Origin of the sequence: Amycolatopsis roodepoortensis (assembly GCF_014873915.1) — a bacterium.
In the GTDB taxonomy this organism is placed as follows: Bacteria; Actinomycetota; Actinomycetes; order Mycobacteriales; family Pseudonocardiaceae; genus Amycolatopsis; species Amycolatopsis roodepoortensis.
The window spans coordinates 1,131,368-1,149,335 of sequence record NZ_JADBEJ010000001.1 but is presented as its reverse complement, the minus strand read 5'-3'; the positions used below and the strand labels follow the sequence as shown (position 1 = coordinate 1,149,335).

Below are 17,968 nucleotides of genomic sequence, written 5' to 3'. Positions count from 1 at the left end.
GGCTTCCCGCGCCGACAGGATGCGAAGCGCAATCCTTTCGACGACAAGGAGAACCGCGTGAGCATCGGGCAAGAAGTCGGATCGTGGCGGGAATTGGGCCGCCATACGAGCACGTCGGCGGTACTGGCGGGCGGCGTGCTCGTCGGCGCGATCACCATCTACGTGGCGGCGAGCCTCCTGCCGACCGCCGTCGGGGACATCGGCGGGCGGCCGCTGTACGCCTGGACCATGACGGCGTTCCTGGTCGCCCAGGTCGTCGCGACCATGCTGGTGGGCCAGGCCCTCACCCGCTTCGGCGGCAAGGCTTCCTATCTGATCGGTTTCGGTGTCTTCGCCGCCGGCTCGGTCTTGTGCGCGGCGAGCCCGTCGATGCCGATCCTCCTCATCGGGCGCGGGACACAGGGGCTCGGCGCCGGCCTGCTGACCGGGCTCGGCTTCGCCCTGATCCATTCGGCGTTGCCGCCTCGGCTGTGGAGCCGGGGCAGCGCCCTGATCTCCGCGATGTTCGGAGTGGGGAACTTCGCGGGCCCCGCACTCGGCGGTTTCTCGGCACAGTTCGGTTCGTGGCGGGCGGCGTTCGCGATCCTCGCGGTGGCCGCGGGTGTGCTGGCGATTTTCGTGCCCCGCGCGCTTCCCGCCGTCGAACGCCCGGCGCGGTCGCGGCCGGTCCCGGTCGTTTCGCTGGCCCTGATCGTCGGCGCCGCCGGGGCGGTGAGCGTGGCCGGGATCCTGTCCGACGCCCTCACGATGGCGGCCTTCATCACGCTGGGTCTCGTGCTCGTCGGCGCGTTCCTGGTGGCGGAAAACCGTGCGGCGGCGAGTGTTCTCCCCGCTTCGGTCTACCGGCGGGGTTCACGGCTGCGGTGGATCTACCTGACCATCATGGTCCTGGCGTCCGGCGTCGCGGTGGAGACGTTCTTGCCGTTGTTCGGCCAGCGGCTGGGCGGGCTTCCGCCCGCGGCGGCGGGATTCTTCGCCGCCGCGCTGTCCTTGGGCTGGTCGGTGAGCCAGCTCGTCAGCGCTTCGGCGCGTAAGACACGACGCCTGGTGCTGGCCGGGCCCGTCTGCCTCGCGGCGGGATTCGCGCTGCTGGGGCTGGTGCAGACCGAGCAGCCGTCGCTGCCCGTCGTACTCGCCTGGCTGCCGGTGCTCTTCCTCGGTGGCACCGGAATCGGCATCGCGATGCCTCATCTGTCCGTCGCGGCGATGACCTCCGCGCCCGACGGCGAGGGTGGGCAGGCGGCCGCCGCGATCGCGACGATCCTGACGATGTCGACCGCGTTCGGCGCGGCCGTCGCCGGTCTGCTGGTCAACTTCGGCGGCTCTTCGGTGGTCATGTCGGCGAGGTGGCTGTTTTTCGGTTTCGCGGCCGTCTCCGCCCTCGGCCTGCTCACCGCGCGCCGCGCGGTCTGAGCCCGGTCAGTTCCGGGAGCGCCTGGTGCGCACGCGCGGGAGCGCTTCCGGACACCGGCCGTCGCACCGGATGTGCGCCCAGACGATCTTCCCGCCCCGCACCGGCTCACGCCGGACTCCCCATTGCACCGCCACCCCGTCGACGACGAGCAGCCCGCGGCCGCGGGGATCCTCGAACTGCGAACTCCGCGCGCGGGGTTGCTCGACACTGACGTCCGCGACCTCGATACGCACCGCGCAGGGTGCGACGCCACGCCACAACTGGATGTGGCGTGCGCCACCTCCGTGCACGTAGGCGTTGGCGACGAGTTCCGTCGCGGCGAGCAGGACGTCGTCGCGGTGCCCCTCGCCGAGATCGGGAAGGCATCTGACCACCCAGGCACGCATGTCCGGCAACGCCCGCGGCGTCGTGGCTCGCAGGTCAAGCACCCAGGTTCCCGGCACCGGATGCTCCGCGATACTGATCATGGAGCCACCCTTCCCGTCGCGCGCGGCCTCCCTGCTGAAGTCGCACATCCGGGTTACCCAGAACGCCCGCCGATCAACCCGTGCCGGAGTTCATCGGGCCGCGATACCCTCCAGCACCGTCCTGACCACGGCTTCCACCGCCGGCGAAGTGGTCACCGCCGGGCCGTGCGGAAGCAGACCGGAGAGCACCGTCTCATGGCAGACGCCGACCAGCATGGCCGCCGCCGCCCCGACATCGCCGTCGAGCCTGCCGAGTTCCTTTTCCGCCCGCAGGTATCCGACGAGGCGATCGCGCCAGGTCTCGCGGTCGCCCGCCCGTTCCCCGAACCGCGCGAGCACGACGGGGCGGGCCAGCAGCCCGGCGAACGCGGGCAGGATCTCCTTGTGCAGAGCCAACCCGTACGCCAGCTGGGCGCGGAGATTGGCCTCGACCGTAGCCGAACCGGGCTCGGGAAGCTCGCCGAGTCCGGCTTCCACTCTCCGTACGTGCTCTGCCAATGCGTCGGCCAGCAACTCCTCCTTGTCGGCGAAATGGTTGTACAGCACGCCATCGGCGACTCCCGCCGCGCGCGCGATCGCCCGCACCGTGAGTTCCGCGGTGCCGTGCGCGGAGATCAGGTCCGCGGCGGTATCGATCAAGTGCTCGCGCAGGCTCCGCCCGTCTTCCGTATGCCGCAGGGCGGCCGCTTTTCTCGGTGACATCAGGATTTCGCCCTGACCAGCCAGGCGGCGCCGCGCAACCGGACACCGCCGGGAGTCGCAAAAGGCTCTAGCGCGGCGGATAGCGCTTCTCGCGCATTGTTCGCGGCTTCGGTGCTCACCTGGCCGAGGTGGTACTTGACCGGACCCCAATCGGCGATGAACGCGGCCGCGTCGGGAACGTCGCTCCCCCAGACCTGGTCCGCCTCGACACGGTCGCAGGCGACATCGCGGAATCCGGCACCGGTCAGCACCGAGCGAACCCGCGCCGGATCGGCGAAGGCCGTCGGCCCCGTGCCGTCCTCACCGGTCGGGGTGGGCAGAAACGGCGCCAGCGCGCCGAAAACGGTACCGAGGTCGGTTCCGGCGAGCGCGGTCATGCACAGAAAGGCGAGCCTGCCGCCCGGTTTCAGCGCCCGGCGGACGTTCGCGAACGCGGCGACCGGATCGGCGAAGAACGTCACCGCGAACCGGCTGAGCGCGACGTCGAAAACCGCGTCCTCGAACGGGAAGACCTGGACGTCACCCTGCTCGAACGCCACGTTCGCGACGCCTTCGGCCTCCGCGCGCGCCCGCGCCGTCGCGAGCATCGGCGCGGACAGGTCGATCCCGGTCGCTCCCCCGAGCGGAGCACGGACGGCGGCGAGCCGGGTGACCTGCCCGTTGCCGCAGCCGATGTCGAGCACCCGGTCCCGCTCGCCGATTCCGGCGGCCTCGAACAGGAACTCGTTGAACCCGCTGTTCACCGCGTCGTAGCGCGCGTCGTGCTCGGCCCAATGCCGTCCCTCGTAGCCGTTCCACGCCTCCGACTGCGCGGTGTTGACGATGCCGGACATACCAGAACCTCCTCCGTTATGAACGTGCGTTCATGAACGCTTGTTCATACTGGAGGAGGTCTGGTCCGCCCGTCAAGCGGTGATACTCCGGAACCCGCGCAGGCGCAGGCTGTTGAACACCACGAAGACCGAGCTGAAAGCCATCGCGGCGCCGGCGATCATCGGGTTGAGCAGGCCCGCCGCGGCCAGCGGCAAGGCGCCGACGTTGTAGGCGAAGGCCCAGAACAGATTGCCCTTGATGGTGCGCAGCGTCCGCCGGGAAAGCCGGATCGCGTCCACCGCGGCCCGCAGGTCGCCGCGGACCAGGGTCAGGTCACCGGCCTCGATGGCGACGTCGGTCCCGGTGCCCATCGCCAGGCCGAGGTCGGCCTGTGCCAGCGCGGCCGCGTCGTTGACGCCGTCGCCCACCATCGCCACGACCTTGCCCTCGCCCTGGAGCCGCTTGACGACGTCGACCTTGTCCTTCGGCAGCACCTCGGCGATCACCGTGTCGATCCCGACCTCGGCGGCCACCGCCTTCGCGACGGCCTCGTTGTCGCCGGTCAGCAGCACCGGGGTGAGCCCCAGTTCGCGCAACCGGGAGATCGCCTCGGCGGACGACGGCTTCACGGTGTCCGCGACGACCAGGACCGCCCTGGCTTCGCCGTCCCAGCCGACCACGACCGCCGTGCGGCCGAGTTTCTCCTCCGCCGCCTTGGCCTCCGCCAGCTCGGGCGTCAGGTGGTGACTCCACTGCTCCAGCAACGCGCTCCGCCCGACCAGGACCGCCGAACCGCCGACGATCCCTTGCACACCAAGGCCTTCGACACTGGCGAACTCTTCGACGGCCGGGAGTTCCCCGGTGCGTTCCCGGGCGGCGCGGGCGATGGCCTGCGCGATCGGGTGTTCCGACGCGTTCTCCAGCGCCCCCGCCAGCCGCAGCGTCTTCTCCTCATCGGCACCGTCGGCGACGTGGACCGCCACCAGCGACATCTGCCCGGTGGTCACGGTGCCCGTCTTGTCGAGGACGACCGTGTCGACCGCGCGGGTCGATTCCAGTACTTCCGGGCCCTTGATGAGGATTCCGAGCTGCGCGCCGCGCCCGGTGCCGACGAGCAGCGCGGTCGGGGTCGCCAGGCCCAGCGCGCACGGGCAGGCGATGATCAGCACGGCGACCGCCGCGGTGAACGCCGCCGCCACCGAACCGCCGGTACCGAGCCAGAACATCAGCGTGCCGACGGCGAGCGCGATCACGATCGGCACGAAGACCGCCGAAACCCGGTCCGCCAGCCGCTGAACCTGCGCCTTCCCGGTCTGCGCCGCCTCGACGAGTTTCGCCATCTGCGCCAGCTGCGTGTCGGCGCCGACCCGGGTCGCCCGGACGACGAGCCTGCCGCCCGCGTTGACCGTCGCGCCCGCCGCCGTGTCACCGGGGACGACCTCCACCGGCACGCTCTCACCGGTCAGCATGCTCGCGTCGACCGCCGACGCGCCTTCGGTGATCACGCCGTCGGTCGCGATCTTCTCCCCCGGCCTGACCACGAATTCCTCGCCCACCGCGAGTTCGCCGATCGGGACGCGCACTTCCTTGCCGTCGCGAAGCACCGCGACGTCCTTCGCGCCGAGTTCGAGCAGGGCCCGCAACGCGGCACCGGCCCGCCGCTTGGACCGCGCTTCGAAATAGCGCCCGGCGAGGATGAACGTCGTGACACCGGCGGCGACCTCGAGATAGATGTTGCCGTCGCCCGCCATCCGCTGGACGGTGAGCTCGAAGGGATGCGTCATCCCCGGCGTTCCGGCGGTGCCGAACAGCAAGGCGTACAACGACCACAGGAACGCGGCGAGCGTGCCCATCGAGATCAGGGTGTCCATCGTGGCCGCGCCGTGGCGCAGATTCGCCCACGCCGCCTTGTGGAACGGCCACGCCGCCCACACCAGCACCGGCGCGGCCAGCGTCAGCGAGATCCACTGCCAGTAGGTGAACTGGAACGCGGGCACCATCGCGAGCACGATCACCGGCACCGACAGCACGGCGGATCCGATGAGCCGTTGCCGCAATGGCGTGATGGGGTCGACCGCGGTGTCTTGTCCGGCGGCTTCTTCCTTTTCCACCGCGGGCAAAGCGGCCGAATACCCGGCCGCCTCGACCTGTTCGACCAGCTGCCGCGGCTCGATGCCCGCCGGGTAGCTGACCTTCGCCTTCTCCGTGGCGTAGTTGACCGTGGCCGTGACGCCGTCGAGCTTGTTCAGCTTCCGCTCGATGCGCATGGCGCACGAGGCGCAGGTCATCCCGGTGATCGCGAGTTCGACCTCCGACGTGGCCACCGCGGTGGTGTCCGTGCTCATCAGTGGCTCCCTTCCCCTGTCGTGACGGTGAATTCCGCGGTGCGGACCTTGCCCTCGTGCTGGAAGTCCAGGAACAGCCGGTAGGTGCCCGCCGTCGGGACCTCGGCGAAGAAGGTGACCGCCGGACCCGGCTTGGTCCGGCCGTCACCGGGCTCGCCGTCCGGATGGACGTGCAGGTACGCGAGGTCGCCGCCGCGCAGCGCGACCAAATGCCCGTAAGCACCCAGGTACGGCTGGAGATCGGTGACCTCGCGGCCGTTCTTGGTGACGGTGAGGGTCACCTTCGACGACATTCCCGGCTTGAGGTCGCCATCGAGGTGGACCTGGTAGCCGTCGATCTCCGCGACGTGCGCGCTCCGGTACTCGGCCGGGCGGAAGTCCCCGCCCGCGAAGAGGTCCGCCCCCAGGGTGATCGCCTCGCCGCCGCTGGGCTTGAAGTCGGCGAAGACGCGGTAGACCCCCGCGTCCCCGACGGCCAATGGCACGGACCAGGTCCCGTCCGCACCGAGTTCGGGGTGGACGTGCTGGAAACCGGCGGTATCGCGGCGGACGACGATGAGGTGCATCCGCTTCTCGTGTTCGACGTCGTAGGCGGTCACCGGCGCGCCGTCGGCGCCGAGGATCCGGAAGGTGAAGGGAGCGGTCTGCCCGGGGGTGAGCGTCGTGGTGGTGGGCGTGAGGGTGTAGCCGCCCTTGGCCGACGCGAGCCCGGCGGGCTCGTGCTCCTGCTTGCCGTGCGCCGCTTCCGCGACGGTGCCGCCGTGGTTGTCCGAGTGCCCGGCGTCCTCGCCACCGGGCACGCCGGCCGCGCCGGCGAACGGACCGACAGCCGTGCCCGTCACCCAGCCGCCGCCGGCGACCAGGGCGAGTACCGCACCGTAGGCGGAAAGCTTCGCTGCTGTGTTCATCGTGGAGTCCTTAGTGCGGGTGCCACCCGCGATCGTGGAGCCGCTCAGGCGGTCAGGTGATATCCGGCTTCTTCGACGGCGGCGCGGACGTCGGCCACCGCGGGTTCACGGGAACCGGTGACGGTCACGGCGCCGGTCGGCAGGTCGACCCGGACGTCGGTGACGCCGTCGATCTTGGAGACCTCTTCGGTGACCGAGGTCGCGCAGTGGCCGCAGGTCATCCCGGTGACGGTGTAGGTCGTCTCGCTCATCGTGACTCTCCTCGTGATCCAGGCGGCTCGTGCGCCGCTCATGGACTCAACGTACATACCCCAGGGGGGTACGGCAAGAGTCTGAAGGTACCCCGGCAGGGTATAGATGAGCGACCTGCGTCACATACGGGGTGGGGGTAAGACGGCACACCTGCGCCGCAGCTGTCGCGAAAGCCACTTTCGGGACGTCAGATGTCCCGAAAGTGGCTTTCGCGACGCGCTCGCCGGGCCGTCAGGCCACCACGCCCGGCCTACGCCAGCCGAAGCTCCCTGCCGGGCAAGGAGCGCCGCCGGTCCGTCACCAGGATCATCGCCAGCGTCCCGATTCCCAGCCACACCACCAGTTGCACGATCCCCGACGTCAGGCCGTCCGACCCCGTCAGCAGCGAGCGCAGCGCGACCAGCGCGCCGTTGGTCGGCAGGATCCCCAGCGCGGTCCCGAAGAAACCGGGCACGGTCGAAACCAGCGAAGCGCCGACAGTGAGCACGAGGATCGCGAGGGCGGCGAAGCGGCCTGGGCGTTTGAAGATCGCGACCAGCGCTTGGTTCACCACGGTGAACGTCCCCGCCGCGAGGACGAGCACCACCAGCAGAGTCAGCGCCTTTCCGAAACTCAGGCCGAGGAACGCCCAGAACACCCCGGTCAGGATCAGGGCGGTCAGCACCGCCAGCGTCGCACCGGGGACGGCCGCGGCGAGGATGATCCGCCAGCTCGGTTCGCGGGTGGTGAGCACGCTCGGCGGCACCGCCCGGATCACCTGGTACGTCGCCAGCGCGCACACCCACAGCGCCAGCACGAGGATCAGCGCCACCGCGCCTTCGCCGAAGGTTCCCGAGCCCGCCGTGTCGGCGATCGCGGGTGTGGCGGCGACCTGTTTGAGATGCTCGCGTTCGGCCTGGGTGTAGTCGGGCACCCTGCCCCGGCCCTCTTCGAGGCCCTTGGCCAGCTCCGAAGCGCCGGATTCGGCACGTTCGGCGCCATCGGCGGCGGTGCGGGCGCCGGTGGCGAGTTCCCCCGCGCCGGTCGACAGGGTGGTCGCGCCACCGGCGAGCTGACCGGAGCCGTCGGCGAGCTGCCGCGCACCGGAGTCGGCGGCCCGGACACCGGCGTCGAGTTTGCGCGCGCCATCGGCCGCCGTGCCGATACCGCCCGCGAGGTCCTTCGACTTGTCCGCGAGCTCCTTGTTCCCGTCAGCGACCTTCTGGGAGCCCGCCGAAAGGTCCTGCACCGCCTTCTTCGTCTGCACGACGGCGTCGCGGATCTCGGCCCGTTTGCCGTCGAGGATCGCGGCATCGGCCGTGAGCTTTTCCGAAGCGGCCTTCAGATCGGCGCAGAACTTCGTGTCCTGATCGCATTTCTGCGCCAGTTCGGCGAACCTCCGCGCCGAATCGCCCGCCGTGGGCAGCGCGTCGATGATCCGGAGTACTTTGTCCGCCAGCGGCGAGATCTTGTCCGCCAGCTGCTTGTTGCCGTTCGCCACCTGCTGCGCCCCGTCGGCCAGTTCCCTGGTCAGCCGGGGCAGCTGCGCGGTGTCCTTCTCGGCCTGGGTCAGCCCCGACGACAACCGGCCCGAACCGGTGGCGAGCTGCCCGGTGCCGTTCGCGAGTTTGCGCGCGCCGTCCGCCAGCTGTCCGGCGGCCCCGCTGAGCTTTCCCGCCCCACCGGCGAGTTCGCCCGCGCCCGTGGCGAGTTTCCCGGTCCCGTCGGACAATTGCCTCAGCCCGACGACGAGCTGGTCGCTGCCGTCGGCAGCCTTCACCAACTGCTGGTGGATCGAGGAGAACCCGACGTACAGATTGTCCACATAGGTCTCGACGATCTGCCGGTTCAGCGCGGTGAGCGTCGCGTTCGCGACCTCCCGGCTCGCCACCGGGTCGACGAGGCCGGTGCGCTGCGACGTCTCGACACGCATGATCGCCTGTTTCGCGTCGAGCGGCTTCCCGGTCGTCGACGTGGCCCGCGCGGAGAACTCCGGCGGGATCGTGACGACCGCCGAATACGTCCCGTCGGAGATGCCCTCCTTCGCGTCCTCGGCGTCGGTGAGCACCCAGGTGTACGCGGAATCCTCGCCGTGCACGAGGTTTCCGGCCAGTTCCCGGCCGAGCGGGAGCAGCTGGCCGTTCACCGTCACCGGTTCGTCGTTGTTGACCACCGCGGCCTTGGCCGCGCCGTGATTGTCGCCGGGCGACCAGAACGCCCACGCCAGGCCGAGCGCGACGATCACCGGCACGAGCACGATCCCGAGCCAGGACTTCCAGGTCAGCGGACCGAAAGCGGTCGCGCGAGCGGAACCGGCGAAGAAGCGGAACATCAGTGGACCTCGGCGGGGGCAGGGGCGGGCGTCATGGCGAGGCCCGCGACAGCGGTGGTGGGCAGCAGATCCCGCACGATCGCGAGGCTCTGGCAGGACACGGCGAACGTGGCGGCCCGGCTCGCGAACGCCGCTCGCAACCCGGCGCGCTGCGCGGTGGCGACGACGGTGTCCAGATCGTCGAGGAAGACGAGCCCGACGCCGTCGTCGAGCGCGCGGCGGACCTCCCCGGCCGGGTCGTCGGTCTCCTTGCAGGCGATGAAGGCGACGTTCCGCCGGACCGCGTGCGCGTGCTGCGGCAGCACCCGGCCGAGGACCTTCAAGTCGCCACGAACGTTCGGGACACGGCCGGCGAGCGCGTAGAGCAGGGCGCTCTTGCCCGCCGGGCCGGAACCGTGCACGGCGAGGATCTCCCCCGGCCCGAGATGCAGCTCGACGTCGCGGAAGATCGTGCGGCCCCGGTCGTCGTCGACCCGGAGACCGGCGGCGCTGATCACTTCCGCCGAGCCGGGTGCGGGCCAGTCGGCGAGCCGGAGTTCGTGGACGAGACCGTCGCCCTCGGCGTCGAACACCGGGAGCTTACGGTCCAGCCATGGCGGCAGGCCCCAGGCGCGCGGACCCAGCAGTGCGAGGATCGCCGGGACGAGCGTCATCCGCACCAGGAAGGCGTCCACGAACACGCCGACGGCGAGACTGAACGCGATCGGTTTGATCGTGGCACTGCCGTCGGGCACGAACGCGGCGAACACGCCCAGCATGATCACCGCCGCCGCGGTCACGACCCTCGACGCGGACACGAAACCCGTCTCGATCGCCTTGTGCGCGTCGCCGTGGTGGACGTAGTCCTCCCGGATCCGGGACACCAGGAACACTTCGTAGTCCATGGCGAGTCCGAAAAGGACACCCATCAGGATGATCGGCAGGAAGCTGATCACACTGCCGGTGCGGGTCACCCCAAGCGCCTCGGCCAGATGTCCTTGCCCGAACACGAACGACGTCGCGCCGAACGCGGCACCGATCGACAGCAGATACCCGAACGTGGCTTTCAGCGGGACGAGGATCGAACGGAACACCATCGCCAGCAGCACCAGCGAGAGCCCGACGACCAGGATGCCGAAGGGCAGCAGCGCGTCGCCGAGCTGCGAGGACACGTCGATGCCGACGGCGGTGAACCCGCTGACCGCGGTCTGCACGCCGTACCGGTCCTGGAACTGCCCTTCCATGGACCGCAGCCGTTCGACGAGGTCGTCGGTCGCCTCGTCGAAGGCGCCGGTCGCCGGCACGACCTGGATGATCGCGGTGTCGCCCTTGGGGTTCGGCGTGGCGAGCGGGACGACGGCGACGCCGGGCACCTTCCGGATGTCGTCGGCGATGCCGTTGGTGATCCCGATCGGGTCGGTGGTCGAGAGGATGTCCGCGGTGACGATCAGCGGGCCGTTGAAACCGGGTCCGAAATGCTCGGCGACGGCGTCGTAGGCGACGCGGGCCGGCGTGCCGTCCTCGTCGGTTCCGTTGTCCGGCAAGGCCAGGCGGAGATCCAGCGCGGGCAACGACGCCACCGTGAGCACTCCGACGATCAGCGCGATCGTCACCCACGGAGACTTCGTCGCGAGCCGCACCCAGCGGAGGCTGAAGCGCGGCTTCTTCTTGCGCTTGCTCTTCTTCGGCTTCTTGGGCCGCAGCCGCTCGCCGGCGAACGCGAGCAGCGCGGGGATGAGCGTGATGGCCACGATCACCGCGACGGCGACACCGCCCGCCGCCGCGATACCCATCGTCGTCAGGAACGGGATCCCGGCGACGAACAGGCCCAGCAGGGCGATCACCACGGTGAGCCCGGCGAAGATGACCGCGGATCCCGCGGTGGCCGTCGCCCTCGCGATGGACTCCTCGACTTCGAGCCCCTCGGCGAGCTGATCCCGGTGCCGGGAAAGCAGGAAGAGCGCGTAGTCGATGCCGACGGCGAGCCCGAGCATGACCGCGAGCATCGGCGCCGTCGAGGACACGGTCGCCACCGAGGTCGCCGCGTAGACCAGCGCCACCGAGACCCCGACGCCGAGAATCGCCGTCAGCAAAGGCATTCCGGCCGCGATGAACGAACCGAACACCATCAGCAGCACCACGAGCGCGATGACGAGACCGATCCCCTCGGTGGGGCTGAGCTTCGGCACCTTGTCCGAGAACGCGTCGCCGCCGGTGAGCACCTCGGTGCCGTGGCCGATCCGGTTCTCCAGGTCCTGCGCGATCCCGGCGAGCGCGGTCCTCGTCGACGGCTGGATGTCGGCGAGGCCGACGTCGAGCTGCACGGTGACCAACGCGGCGCGGCCGTCCTTGGACACCGCGTCGTGCACGGCCGGGTCGAAGGGATTCACCACGGTCGAGACCTGCGGGGCCCCGGTCAGCTCCGGGACCACGGCGGCAACGGAGTCGCGCACGAGAGCGGCGTCGGCCCGCTGCCCTTCGGGGACGAGCACCACCAACTGCGCCGAAGTCCCGCTCACCTGGGGGAAGACCCGGCCGAGGTGATCGAGCGCCTCCTGCGACTCCGAACCGGGGATCGCGAACGTGTCGTCGGTGCCCTGGCCCAGCAGCAGCGCCGCGCCACCCGCGACACACAGCATGACCAGCCACAACGCGGTGACCAGCACGCGTCCGCGAGCGGCCAGCCTGCCGAGGCGGTAGAGGAATGACGACACGATCGGCTCCCGGCGCTCGTTGGATACATTGCGTATCGTAATACACGCTGTATCCGATTCACGATGTATCCTGTCCCACAGCCGGGTGAACCGGGCCGATGCGAAAGAATGGCGAGATGACCGAGGAGCGGGGCGCCACCATGACCAGGCGCCGGGCGGACACCCGCCGACGGCTGATCGACGCGGCGTACGAGGCCTTCTCGGAACGCGGCATCCGGGACACCCCGGTCGAGCTGATCTGCGAACGCGCCGGCTTCACCCGCGGCGCCTTCTACTCGAACTTCAGCTCGAAGGAAGACCTCTTCCTCGCCCTGTTCCAGGAGGAGAACACCCTCCGGCTCGAACGGTTCCGCGAGGCGACCGAGAGCGTGCTCGGCGAGGCCACCGTCGGCGCGCACGAAGACCTCTCCCCCACACTGGGGCGGATCGCCGAACTGTTCATGGTCGCGCTCAACGCGGACAAGGACTGGTACCTGCTGTGCGCGGAATTCCGCACGCAGGGTCTGCGGCAACCCGAGATCCGCGACCGGATCGGCGCCGCGTTCCGGCATTTCCACACCGAACTGGGCGCGATCCTGGTCGGCGCGCTCGACCGGATCGGCAGGCGGCTGACGATCTCCGCGGACGACGCGGTGCTCGTCCTGGTCGCCCTTTACGAGCAGGGGCTGCAGAACTATCTGCTGGACGGCAGCGAACTCCCCGCCGACGGCCGGTTCGTCAGCGAGCTGATCCCGAAGGTGATGGCCTCGCTCATCGTCCCGGCGGGCTGACCACGTTTCATCGGGATTTCATGGCTCCGCTTTACGGTTCCGGCACCGATCCGCGGCCGCGGGCCGGAGGTCCACGAGGAGACGTGCATGAGCCCGGCGAGCCGGACCCCGTACAACATGGTGGTGCCAAGGGACGACGCGCCGAGTCCCGGGGAACGGGACGGGCTCGTCGGACCGGGCTGGAGCTGGGCCGCGTTCGCCACGCCGTGGGCCGACGGCCGCCCGTCGCCGAAATACCGCTGGACGTTGTTCGAGACCGCCGCCCACGCCGTCGAAGACCTCCGTCGCTGCCTCGAGAACAGTGCTGTCGGCAGGCGTGGAGCTCTCTGCGCGTCCGTGCTCCGCAAGCGCGGGGCACCGCGGGAACTGGTGCTGTGCGACGGCGCGGAGTGGGCATGCGTCGTCCACGAAGTCCGCGCCGGGGTGCACCTGGCGGACGCGGCCGACGCCTACTTCGCGCGCTGGCGGACCAGCATGGCAGGGCACCGCTTCACGATCGTCAACGCCGGCGTGCCGACTGTCTGGTGAGGTCCAGACCTTCCAGGGCGAGGGTGCGCTGCTGGGGGTCACCGTCGGGGCCGATGGTGGTGAGCACCCACTCGAAGTGTTCCCTGGCGGCCACCGGATCGCCCGCGGCGAGATGGGTGCGGCCGAGCCGGTTGCGGATCTCGGACTCCATCCCGACGATGGTCTCGTCGGTGACCGCCGTCAGCGCCCGACGCTGGAGTTCGAAAGCCGCGTCGAGGTTCCCCAGCTCCAGTTCCGCGGCGCCCAGCCTGGCGAGACTGGTGGCGGTCAGCAGGCCGTCCGTGGTCTCCTCGGCGAGCTCGACGGACCGTCGGAGATCCAGTGCGGCTTCGGCGAAGCTGCCGCTTTCGAGGCGGACGGTGCCGCTGTGGCACAGCACCCTGGCCAGCATCCCCGGACTGCCGATCTCCTCGCTCAGCTCGCGAGCGCGGCCGAGGTGGCCGAGCGCCTCCTCGTGCTCACCCCGCATATACGCGAGAAATCCCAGAGCGGACAACGACCGTTCGGCTAGCCAGCGGTCACCCACCTCCTCGGCGAGGACCATCACCCGCCGCATCCCGGGGATGGCGAGATCGTGCCGCCCGGCGATGAGATCCACCATGGTGAGCCCGCCGAGCGCCCGCGCCTCCACTCCGCGGTCGCCCGACGACTGCCCCGCCCGCAGCGCGTCGTCGAACCAGCCGCGCGCCCGGTCGAGCTGACCTTGCATGGCATAGGCGTAGCCGAGGCAGAACCGCAGCGACGAGACCAGGCGTTCGTCTTCGGCCTGTTCGGCGAGCGGCAGCGCGACCTGCAACGCCGTCCGGCATTCGTGGTATCGCTGCTGGCGCGCGAGATAGTCGACCAGGCCTTCGGCGACCGAGCAGGCGAGATCGTCCAGCCCGGCTTCGGCCGCTTGCGACACCACCTCCGGCAGGTCGCCTGCCGCGTCGAGCCAGGCGGAAGCGTCACGCTGCCCGGTGAACGGCCCCCCGGTTTCCAACGGGAATCGCGCCACACCCCATTCGCTCGCCCGGCGAGCGGCGCTGAGGTACAGCCCGTACACCCGCTTTCGGGCCGCTTCGGCGGCCTCCTCCGGCATCTCCCCGGCGAGCCGCCGGGCGTAGACCGCCACCAGATCGTGCAGCCGGTAGCGGCCGCTCGCGGGCTCCTGGACGAGGCTGGCGTCGACCAGGCTGTCCAGCTGTCGCTCGGCTTCGGCGGGCGAGCAGTCCAGCAGGGCGGCGACCGTCAGCCGGTCGAACTCCGTCGTCGGCGACAGGCCGAGCACGCTGAACGCGGTCTGCTCGGCGGGCCTCAGCTGTTCGTACGACAACCGCAGTGCCACCTCGACACTGCGATCCTCGGCCGTCAGTTCGCCGAGCCTGCGCTCGTCGTCCGACATCCGGTCGACCAGGTCCTTGAACGTCCACATCGGACGGTTCTGCAACCGGGCGCCCGCGATCCGCAGCGCGAGCGGCAGCCGCCCGCACAGCCCGGCGAGCGCGCGCACGGCGAACCGCTCCCCCTCCGCCCTCGGTGCCCCGACGATGCGGCCGAGCAGCCGTTCGGCCGCTTCGAGGCCCAGCGCGCCGAGGGAAACCCGGCGGTCGGCGTCCAACCCGGAGAGACGGCGACGGCTGGTCACCAGCACGCGGCTGCCCGGCCCGGACGGCAGCAGCGGCCGTACCTGACCGGCCGACTCGGCGTTGTCGAGCACCAGCAGCAACCGCAGCTGAGCGGTCGCCGCCCGCCACGAGGCCGCCAGTTCGTCGAGATCGTCCGGCATCGCCCCGTCCTCGACCCCGACCGCGCGGAGCAACCGCCGCAGCGCGCGCTCCGGCATCACCGGCTCGCGGCCTTCGGTGTAGCCGTGGAGATCCACGAACAACGCACCGTCCGGATAGGACTCACGGAGCTTGTGTGCCGCGCGCACCGCGAGCGTGGTCTTCCCGGCGCCGGGGACACCGTCGACGGCGTCGACCGAGACGGACGCCGGATCGCCGTCTTCGACGAGCAGCGCGAGTTCCCGGTCCCTGCCGACGAGTTCGCCGTTGACGGCGGGCAGTTCGTTGCGGATCCGGCGGGACGGCTCCCGGCGCGGCGCCACACCGAGCAGCGTCTCGTCGCCGCGCAGCACCGCTTCCTGCACCTGCCGCAGTTCCTCACCAGGCTCGACGCCGAGCTGCTCGATCAGCCGCTCGCGGACGTCGGTGAACACCTCCAGCGCCTCCGCCTGCCGCCCGCCGCCGTAGAGCGCCCGCATCAGCAACGCGGCCAGCGGCTCGCTCGGCGGATCGGCGGACACCAGCGCCGACAGCTCACCGATCACCTCGTCGAACCGCCCGAGCTTCAGCTGGGCCCGCAGTTTCCGGCGCAGCAACAGAAGCCTGCGTTCCTCCAGCCGTCGCCGCTCGCCCTGGACGAACGCGCCGGGCAGTCCGGTCAGTGGCTCGCCGTGGAACAGCCGCAGCGCGTCGGCGAAGGTGTCGACCGCGGAGACGAGGTCACCCGACTCCTCGGCGGCGGCCGCGACGGCGGCGACCTCCTCCAGCCGGACCACGTCCAGCCGGACCCCGCCGCTGGCGAACCGGTAGCCGCCGCGATCGGACACGATCACCGAGTCCCGCGGCTTTTGGCCCGAGGTGTCCAGGCATTGCCGCAACCGCCGGACGTACACCGGCAGCACGTTCGACTCCGGCGGCTTCTCCCAGAGCCCGTCGGTGAGTTCGTAGTGGCTGACCGTCACGTCCGGGCGCAGCAGCAGCGCGGCCAGCACGGCCTGCTGCCGGACCGGCCCCAGATCCAGCCGGGTCTCCCCGTGCCAGGCCCGCAACGGGCCGAGCAGTTCAAAGCGTAGTCGCGAGTCCGGCATGATCCCCCCATCGTTGCGCATCAGCCCGGCACCACGATCCCGTGGTCGAACGCGTACACGATCGCCGCCGCCCGGTCCCGCAACTGGAGTTTGGTGAAGATCCGGCCGATATGGCTTTTCACGGTCACCTCCGAGATGACGAGGGCCGCGGCGATCTCCGCGTTGGTCAGCCCGCGGCCGATCGCCCTGAGCACGTCCTGCTCCCTCGGGGTCAGCAGTTCCGGTGAGCGTCCGCCGCTGCCGTTCCCGGCGGCCTGTCGGTACGCGGCGAGCACGCGCCCGGTGACGCCCGGGTCGAGCCACGCGTCGCCCGCGGCGACCGCCCGCACGGCGCGGATCAGGTCTTCGGCCGGTGAATCCTTGAGGACGTACCCGGCCGCGCCCGCCCGCAGCGCGTCGGCCAGGAGGTTGTCGTCGTCGAAGGTGGTCAGCGCGAGCACCGGCGGATGCCCGCCGGACCGCCGCAGCCGCCGGGTCGCCTCGACCCCGCCGACGTTCTTCATCCGCAGGTCCATCACGATGACGTCGACCTCGTGCGCGGCCACCGCCGAAGGCACTTCGGAACCGTCGCCGCATTCCCCCGCGATGACGAACCCGTCGCGACGGCGCAGGATGCGCCGCAGCCCGGACCGGACCAGCTCCTGGTCGTCGACCAGCAGCACCTGGATCTCGGCGGCGGTCACGGCTTGACCCCCGGCACGGTGACCTGCACGATCCACTGCCTGCCGCTGGGCCCGGCGCTGAGATCGGCGCCGAGCTGGGCGGCGCGGACGGCCATCCCCGCCAGTCCCGAACCGTCCTCCGCCGCACGCCGGACGGTGGCGGGGAGGGTGTTGCTGACGACGAGTTTCAACCCCGAGCGGCCGGCGTTCAGCCGGACCTCCGCGGTCGCGCCGGGGGCGTGCTTGACGACGTTGACAAGTGATTCCTGCACGATCCGGTAGAGGCCCAATCCTTCCGAGGCGCCTACCCGGCCGAGGTCGCCTTCCTGTGTATAGCGCACCGCCAGCCCGGCGCTGCGAGTGCGTTCCACCAGCGTGGCGATGTCCTCCACCCCCGGCAGGGGGGCGCTGCCCGACGGGGAGTCGGCCAGCAGCCCGACCGTGCGGCGGATGTCGGCCATCGCCGCCCGTCCCACCTGCTCGGCTTCGGTGAGCGCTTCGATCGCCTCGTCGACGTCGCGGTCCTGCTGCAGCGCGTGCCGGGCGCCGGTCAGGTGCAGCAGCGTGATGCTGAGCGAATGGCCGACGACGTCGTGCACCTCACGCGCGATCCGCTGCCGTTCGGCGAGCAGTGCCTTGTCGCGCGAGGCGTCCCGGTTGCCGCGTTCGGCGTCCAGCACCCTGGTGTACCAGCGGACCATGAGCCCGCCGCTGAGGCCGAGCAGGATCGCGACCATGTACACCGGCCCGCCGATCAGCCCGCCCCAGATCCCCGCCACGACCAGCACCGCCTCGCCCGCGACCGTGACGAGGGCGATCCCCCATGTCGTCCGCAGGACACTGCCCGCCTCGGTGGCCGCGACCAGCAGCAGCAACGGCGCGAAATCCGGCAGCACGGGCTCGACGAGCAGCACCGAGGCCGCGATGATCAGCGCCGTCATCCGCACCCACGGCATGATCCAGTCGGTGGCCGCCCAGATCAGCGACGGCGCGATCACGATCAGGCCGGCCAGCGCGATCGGCTCGGGCGGCAGGAGGGCGTCCCGTTGCACCAACGCGACCGCCGTGAACACGAAGCTCACCGCGCTCGCGCACAACGCCCCCCACCACGGCAGGGTCAGCCCGGCCCGGGTGAGACTCGCCTGCACCCGTGCCCGGAACCGGTCCCGCAAGATCTCCAGCACGGCATCAGCCTAGGAAGTCCCGGTGAGCGAGTCATCGTGCGGCGGGCGGCACCCGTCTCCGCCCA

The 17,968-nt window shown here is 70.7% G+C and carries 14 protein-coding genes; 3 read left to right on the top strand and 11 right to left on the bottom strand.

From position 1 onward, the window contains the following. Nucleotides 1-57 precede the first annotated feature (57 nt). Complete coding sequence (locus tag H4W30_RS05420) at nt 58-1,413, top strand: MFS transporter (RefSeq protein WP_192741768.1); 1,356 nt, start codon at nt 58-60, stop codon at nt 1,411-1,413. Nucleotides 1,414-1,419: 6 nt separating this feature from the next. Here H4W30_RS05420 and H4W30_RS05415 read toward each other — a convergent pair whose 3' ends face one another. From H4W30_RS05415 to H4W30_RS05380, 8 genes are all read right to left on the bottom strand, one after another. Beyond that, nucleotides 1,420-1,881, bottom strand: a complete 462-nt coding sequence (locus H4W30_RS05415) for an ATP-binding protein (protein ID WP_192741767.1) — start codon at nt 1,879-1,881, stop codon at nt 1,420-1,422. A 90-nt stretch (nt 1,882-1,971) separates the two neighbouring features. Then, nucleotides 1,972-2,583 (bottom strand): TetR/AcrR family transcriptional regulator, encoded by a 612-nt coding sequence (locus H4W30_RS05410; protein WP_192741766.1) that lies wholly within the window; start codon nt 2,581-2,583, stop codon nt 1,972-1,974. Further along, nucleotides 2,583-3,416: a class I SAM-dependent methyltransferase gene (locus H4W30_RS05405; protein WP_192741765.1), complete on the bottom strand. Its 834-nt coding sequence runs from the start codon at nt 3,414-3,416 to the stop codon at nt 2,583-2,585. The genes H4W30_RS05410 and H4W30_RS05405 overlap by 1 nt, the downstream gene beginning before the upstream one ends. Before the next feature lie 72 nt (nt 3,417-3,488). Then, entirely contained in the window at nt 3,489-5,741 is a 2,253-nt protein-coding gene (locus H4W30_RS05400) for a heavy metal translocating P-type ATPase (RefSeq protein ID WP_192741764.1), read from the bottom strand. Then, nucleotides 5,741-6,649, bottom strand: coding sequence for a hypothetical protein (locus tag H4W30_RS05395; RefSeq protein ID WP_192741763.1), 909 nt, complete (start codon nt 6,647-6,649; stop codon nt 5,741-5,743). Before H4W30_RS05395 ends, H4W30_RS05400 begins: the two co-directional genes overlap by 1 nt. Before the next feature lie 44 nt (nt 6,650-6,693). Further along, nucleotides 6,694-6,900: a heavy-metal-associated domain-containing protein gene (locus tag H4W30_RS05390; protein ID WP_192741762.1), complete on the bottom strand. Its 207-nt coding sequence runs from the start codon at nt 6,898-6,900 to the stop codon at nt 6,694-6,696. A gap of 251 nt (nt 6,901-7,151) precedes the next feature. Continuing rightward, nucleotides 7,152-9,212: a YhgE/Pip domain-containing protein gene (locus H4W30_RS05385; protein ID WP_192741761.1), complete on the bottom strand. Its 2,061-nt coding sequence runs from the start codon at nt 9,210-9,212 to the stop codon at nt 7,152-7,154. Further along, complete coding sequence (locus tag H4W30_RS05380) at nt 9,212-11,905, bottom strand: MMPL family transporter (RefSeq protein WP_192741760.1); 2,694 nt, start codon at nt 11,903-11,905, stop codon at nt 9,212-9,214. The genes H4W30_RS05385 and H4W30_RS05380 overlap by 1 nt, the downstream gene beginning before the upstream one ends. A 116-nt stretch (nt 11,906-12,021) precedes the next feature. Between H4W30_RS05380 and H4W30_RS05375 the strand changes: the two genes are divergently transcribed. Both H4W30_RS05375 and H4W30_RS05370 read left to right on the top strand, forming a co-directional pair. Then, complete coding sequence (locus H4W30_RS05375) at nt 12,022-12,675, top strand: TetR/AcrR family transcriptional regulator (protein WP_192741759.1); 654 nt, start codon at nt 12,022-12,024, stop codon at nt 12,673-12,675. Nucleotides 12,676-12,762: 87 nt separating this feature from the next. Beyond that, nucleotides 12,763-13,203, top strand: coding sequence for a hypothetical protein (locus tag H4W30_RS05370; RefSeq protein ID WP_192741758.1), 441 nt, complete (start codon nt 12,763-12,765; stop codon nt 13,201-13,203). Here the strand turns inward: H4W30_RS05370 and H4W30_RS05365 are convergent. The 3 genes from H4W30_RS05365 to H4W30_RS05355 are packed head-to-tail and all read right to left on the bottom strand — an operon-like array spanning nt 13,175 to nt 17,903. Next, a complete protein-coding gene (locus H4W30_RS05365) occupies nt 13,175-16,078 on the bottom strand; it encodes an AfsR/SARP family transcriptional regulator (RefSeq protein WP_192741757.1) in 2,904 nt (967 codons plus the stop codon). The genes H4W30_RS05370 and H4W30_RS05365 overlap by 29 nt on opposite strands. Beyond that, nucleotides 16,078-16,740, bottom strand: a complete 663-nt coding sequence (locus H4W30_RS05360) for a response regulator (RefSeq protein ID WP_192741756.1) — start codon at nt 16,738-16,740, stop codon at nt 16,078-16,080. The genes H4W30_RS05365 and H4W30_RS05360 overlap by 1 nt, the downstream gene beginning before the upstream one ends. Continuing rightward, on the bottom strand, nt 16,737-17,903 hold the full coding sequence (locus H4W30_RS05355; protein ID WP_192741755.1) for a sensor histidine kinase: 1,167 nt from the start codon (nt 17,901-17,903) through the stop codon (nt 16,737-16,739). The genes H4W30_RS05360 and H4W30_RS05355 overlap by 4 nt, the downstream gene beginning before the upstream one ends. Between the last annotated feature and the right edge of the window lie 65 nt (nt 17,904-17,968).

Excerpts from the sequence above, each read along its gene's own strand:
- H4W30_RS05415 (WP_192741767.1), bottom strand. The coding sequence starts at position 1,881 with ATGATCAGTATCGCGGAGCATCCGGTGCCGGGAACCTGGGTGCTTGAC.
- H4W30_RS05410 (WP_192741766.1), bottom strand. The coding sequence starts at position 2,583 with ATGTCACCGAGAAAAGCGGCCGCCCTGCGGCATACGGAAGACGGGCGG.
- H4W30_RS05405 (WP_192741765.1), bottom strand. The coding sequence starts at position 3,416 with ATGTCCGGCATCGTCAACACCGCGCAGTCGGAGGCGTGGAACGGCTAC.
- H4W30_RS05400 (WP_192741764.1), bottom strand. The coding sequence starts at position 5,741 with ATGAGCACGGACACCACCGCGGTGGCCACGTCGGAGGTCGAACTCGCG.
- H4W30_RS05395 (WP_192741763.1), bottom strand. The coding sequence starts at position 6,649 with ATGAACACAGCAGCGAAGCTTTCCGCCTACGGTGCGGTACTCGCCCTG.
- H4W30_RS05390 (WP_192741762.1), bottom strand. The coding sequence starts at position 6,900 with ATGAGCGAGACGACCTACACCGTCACCGGGATGACCTGCGGCCACTGC.
- H4W30_RS05385 (WP_192741761.1), bottom strand. The coding sequence starts at position 9,212 with ATGTTCCGCTTCTTCGCCGGTTCCGCTCGCGCGACCGCTTTCGGTCCG.
- H4W30_RS05375 (WP_192741759.1), top strand. The coding sequence starts at position 12,022 with ATGACCGAGGAGCGGGGCGCCACCATGACCAGGCGCCGGGCGGACACC.
- H4W30_RS05370 (WP_192741758.1), top strand. The coding sequence starts at position 12,763 with ATGAGCCCGGCGAGCCGGACCCCGTACAACATGGTGGTGCCAAGGGAC.
- H4W30_RS05365 (WP_192741757.1), bottom strand. The coding sequence starts at position 16,078 with ATGCGCAACGATGGGGGGATCATGCCGGACTCGCGACTACGCTTTGAA.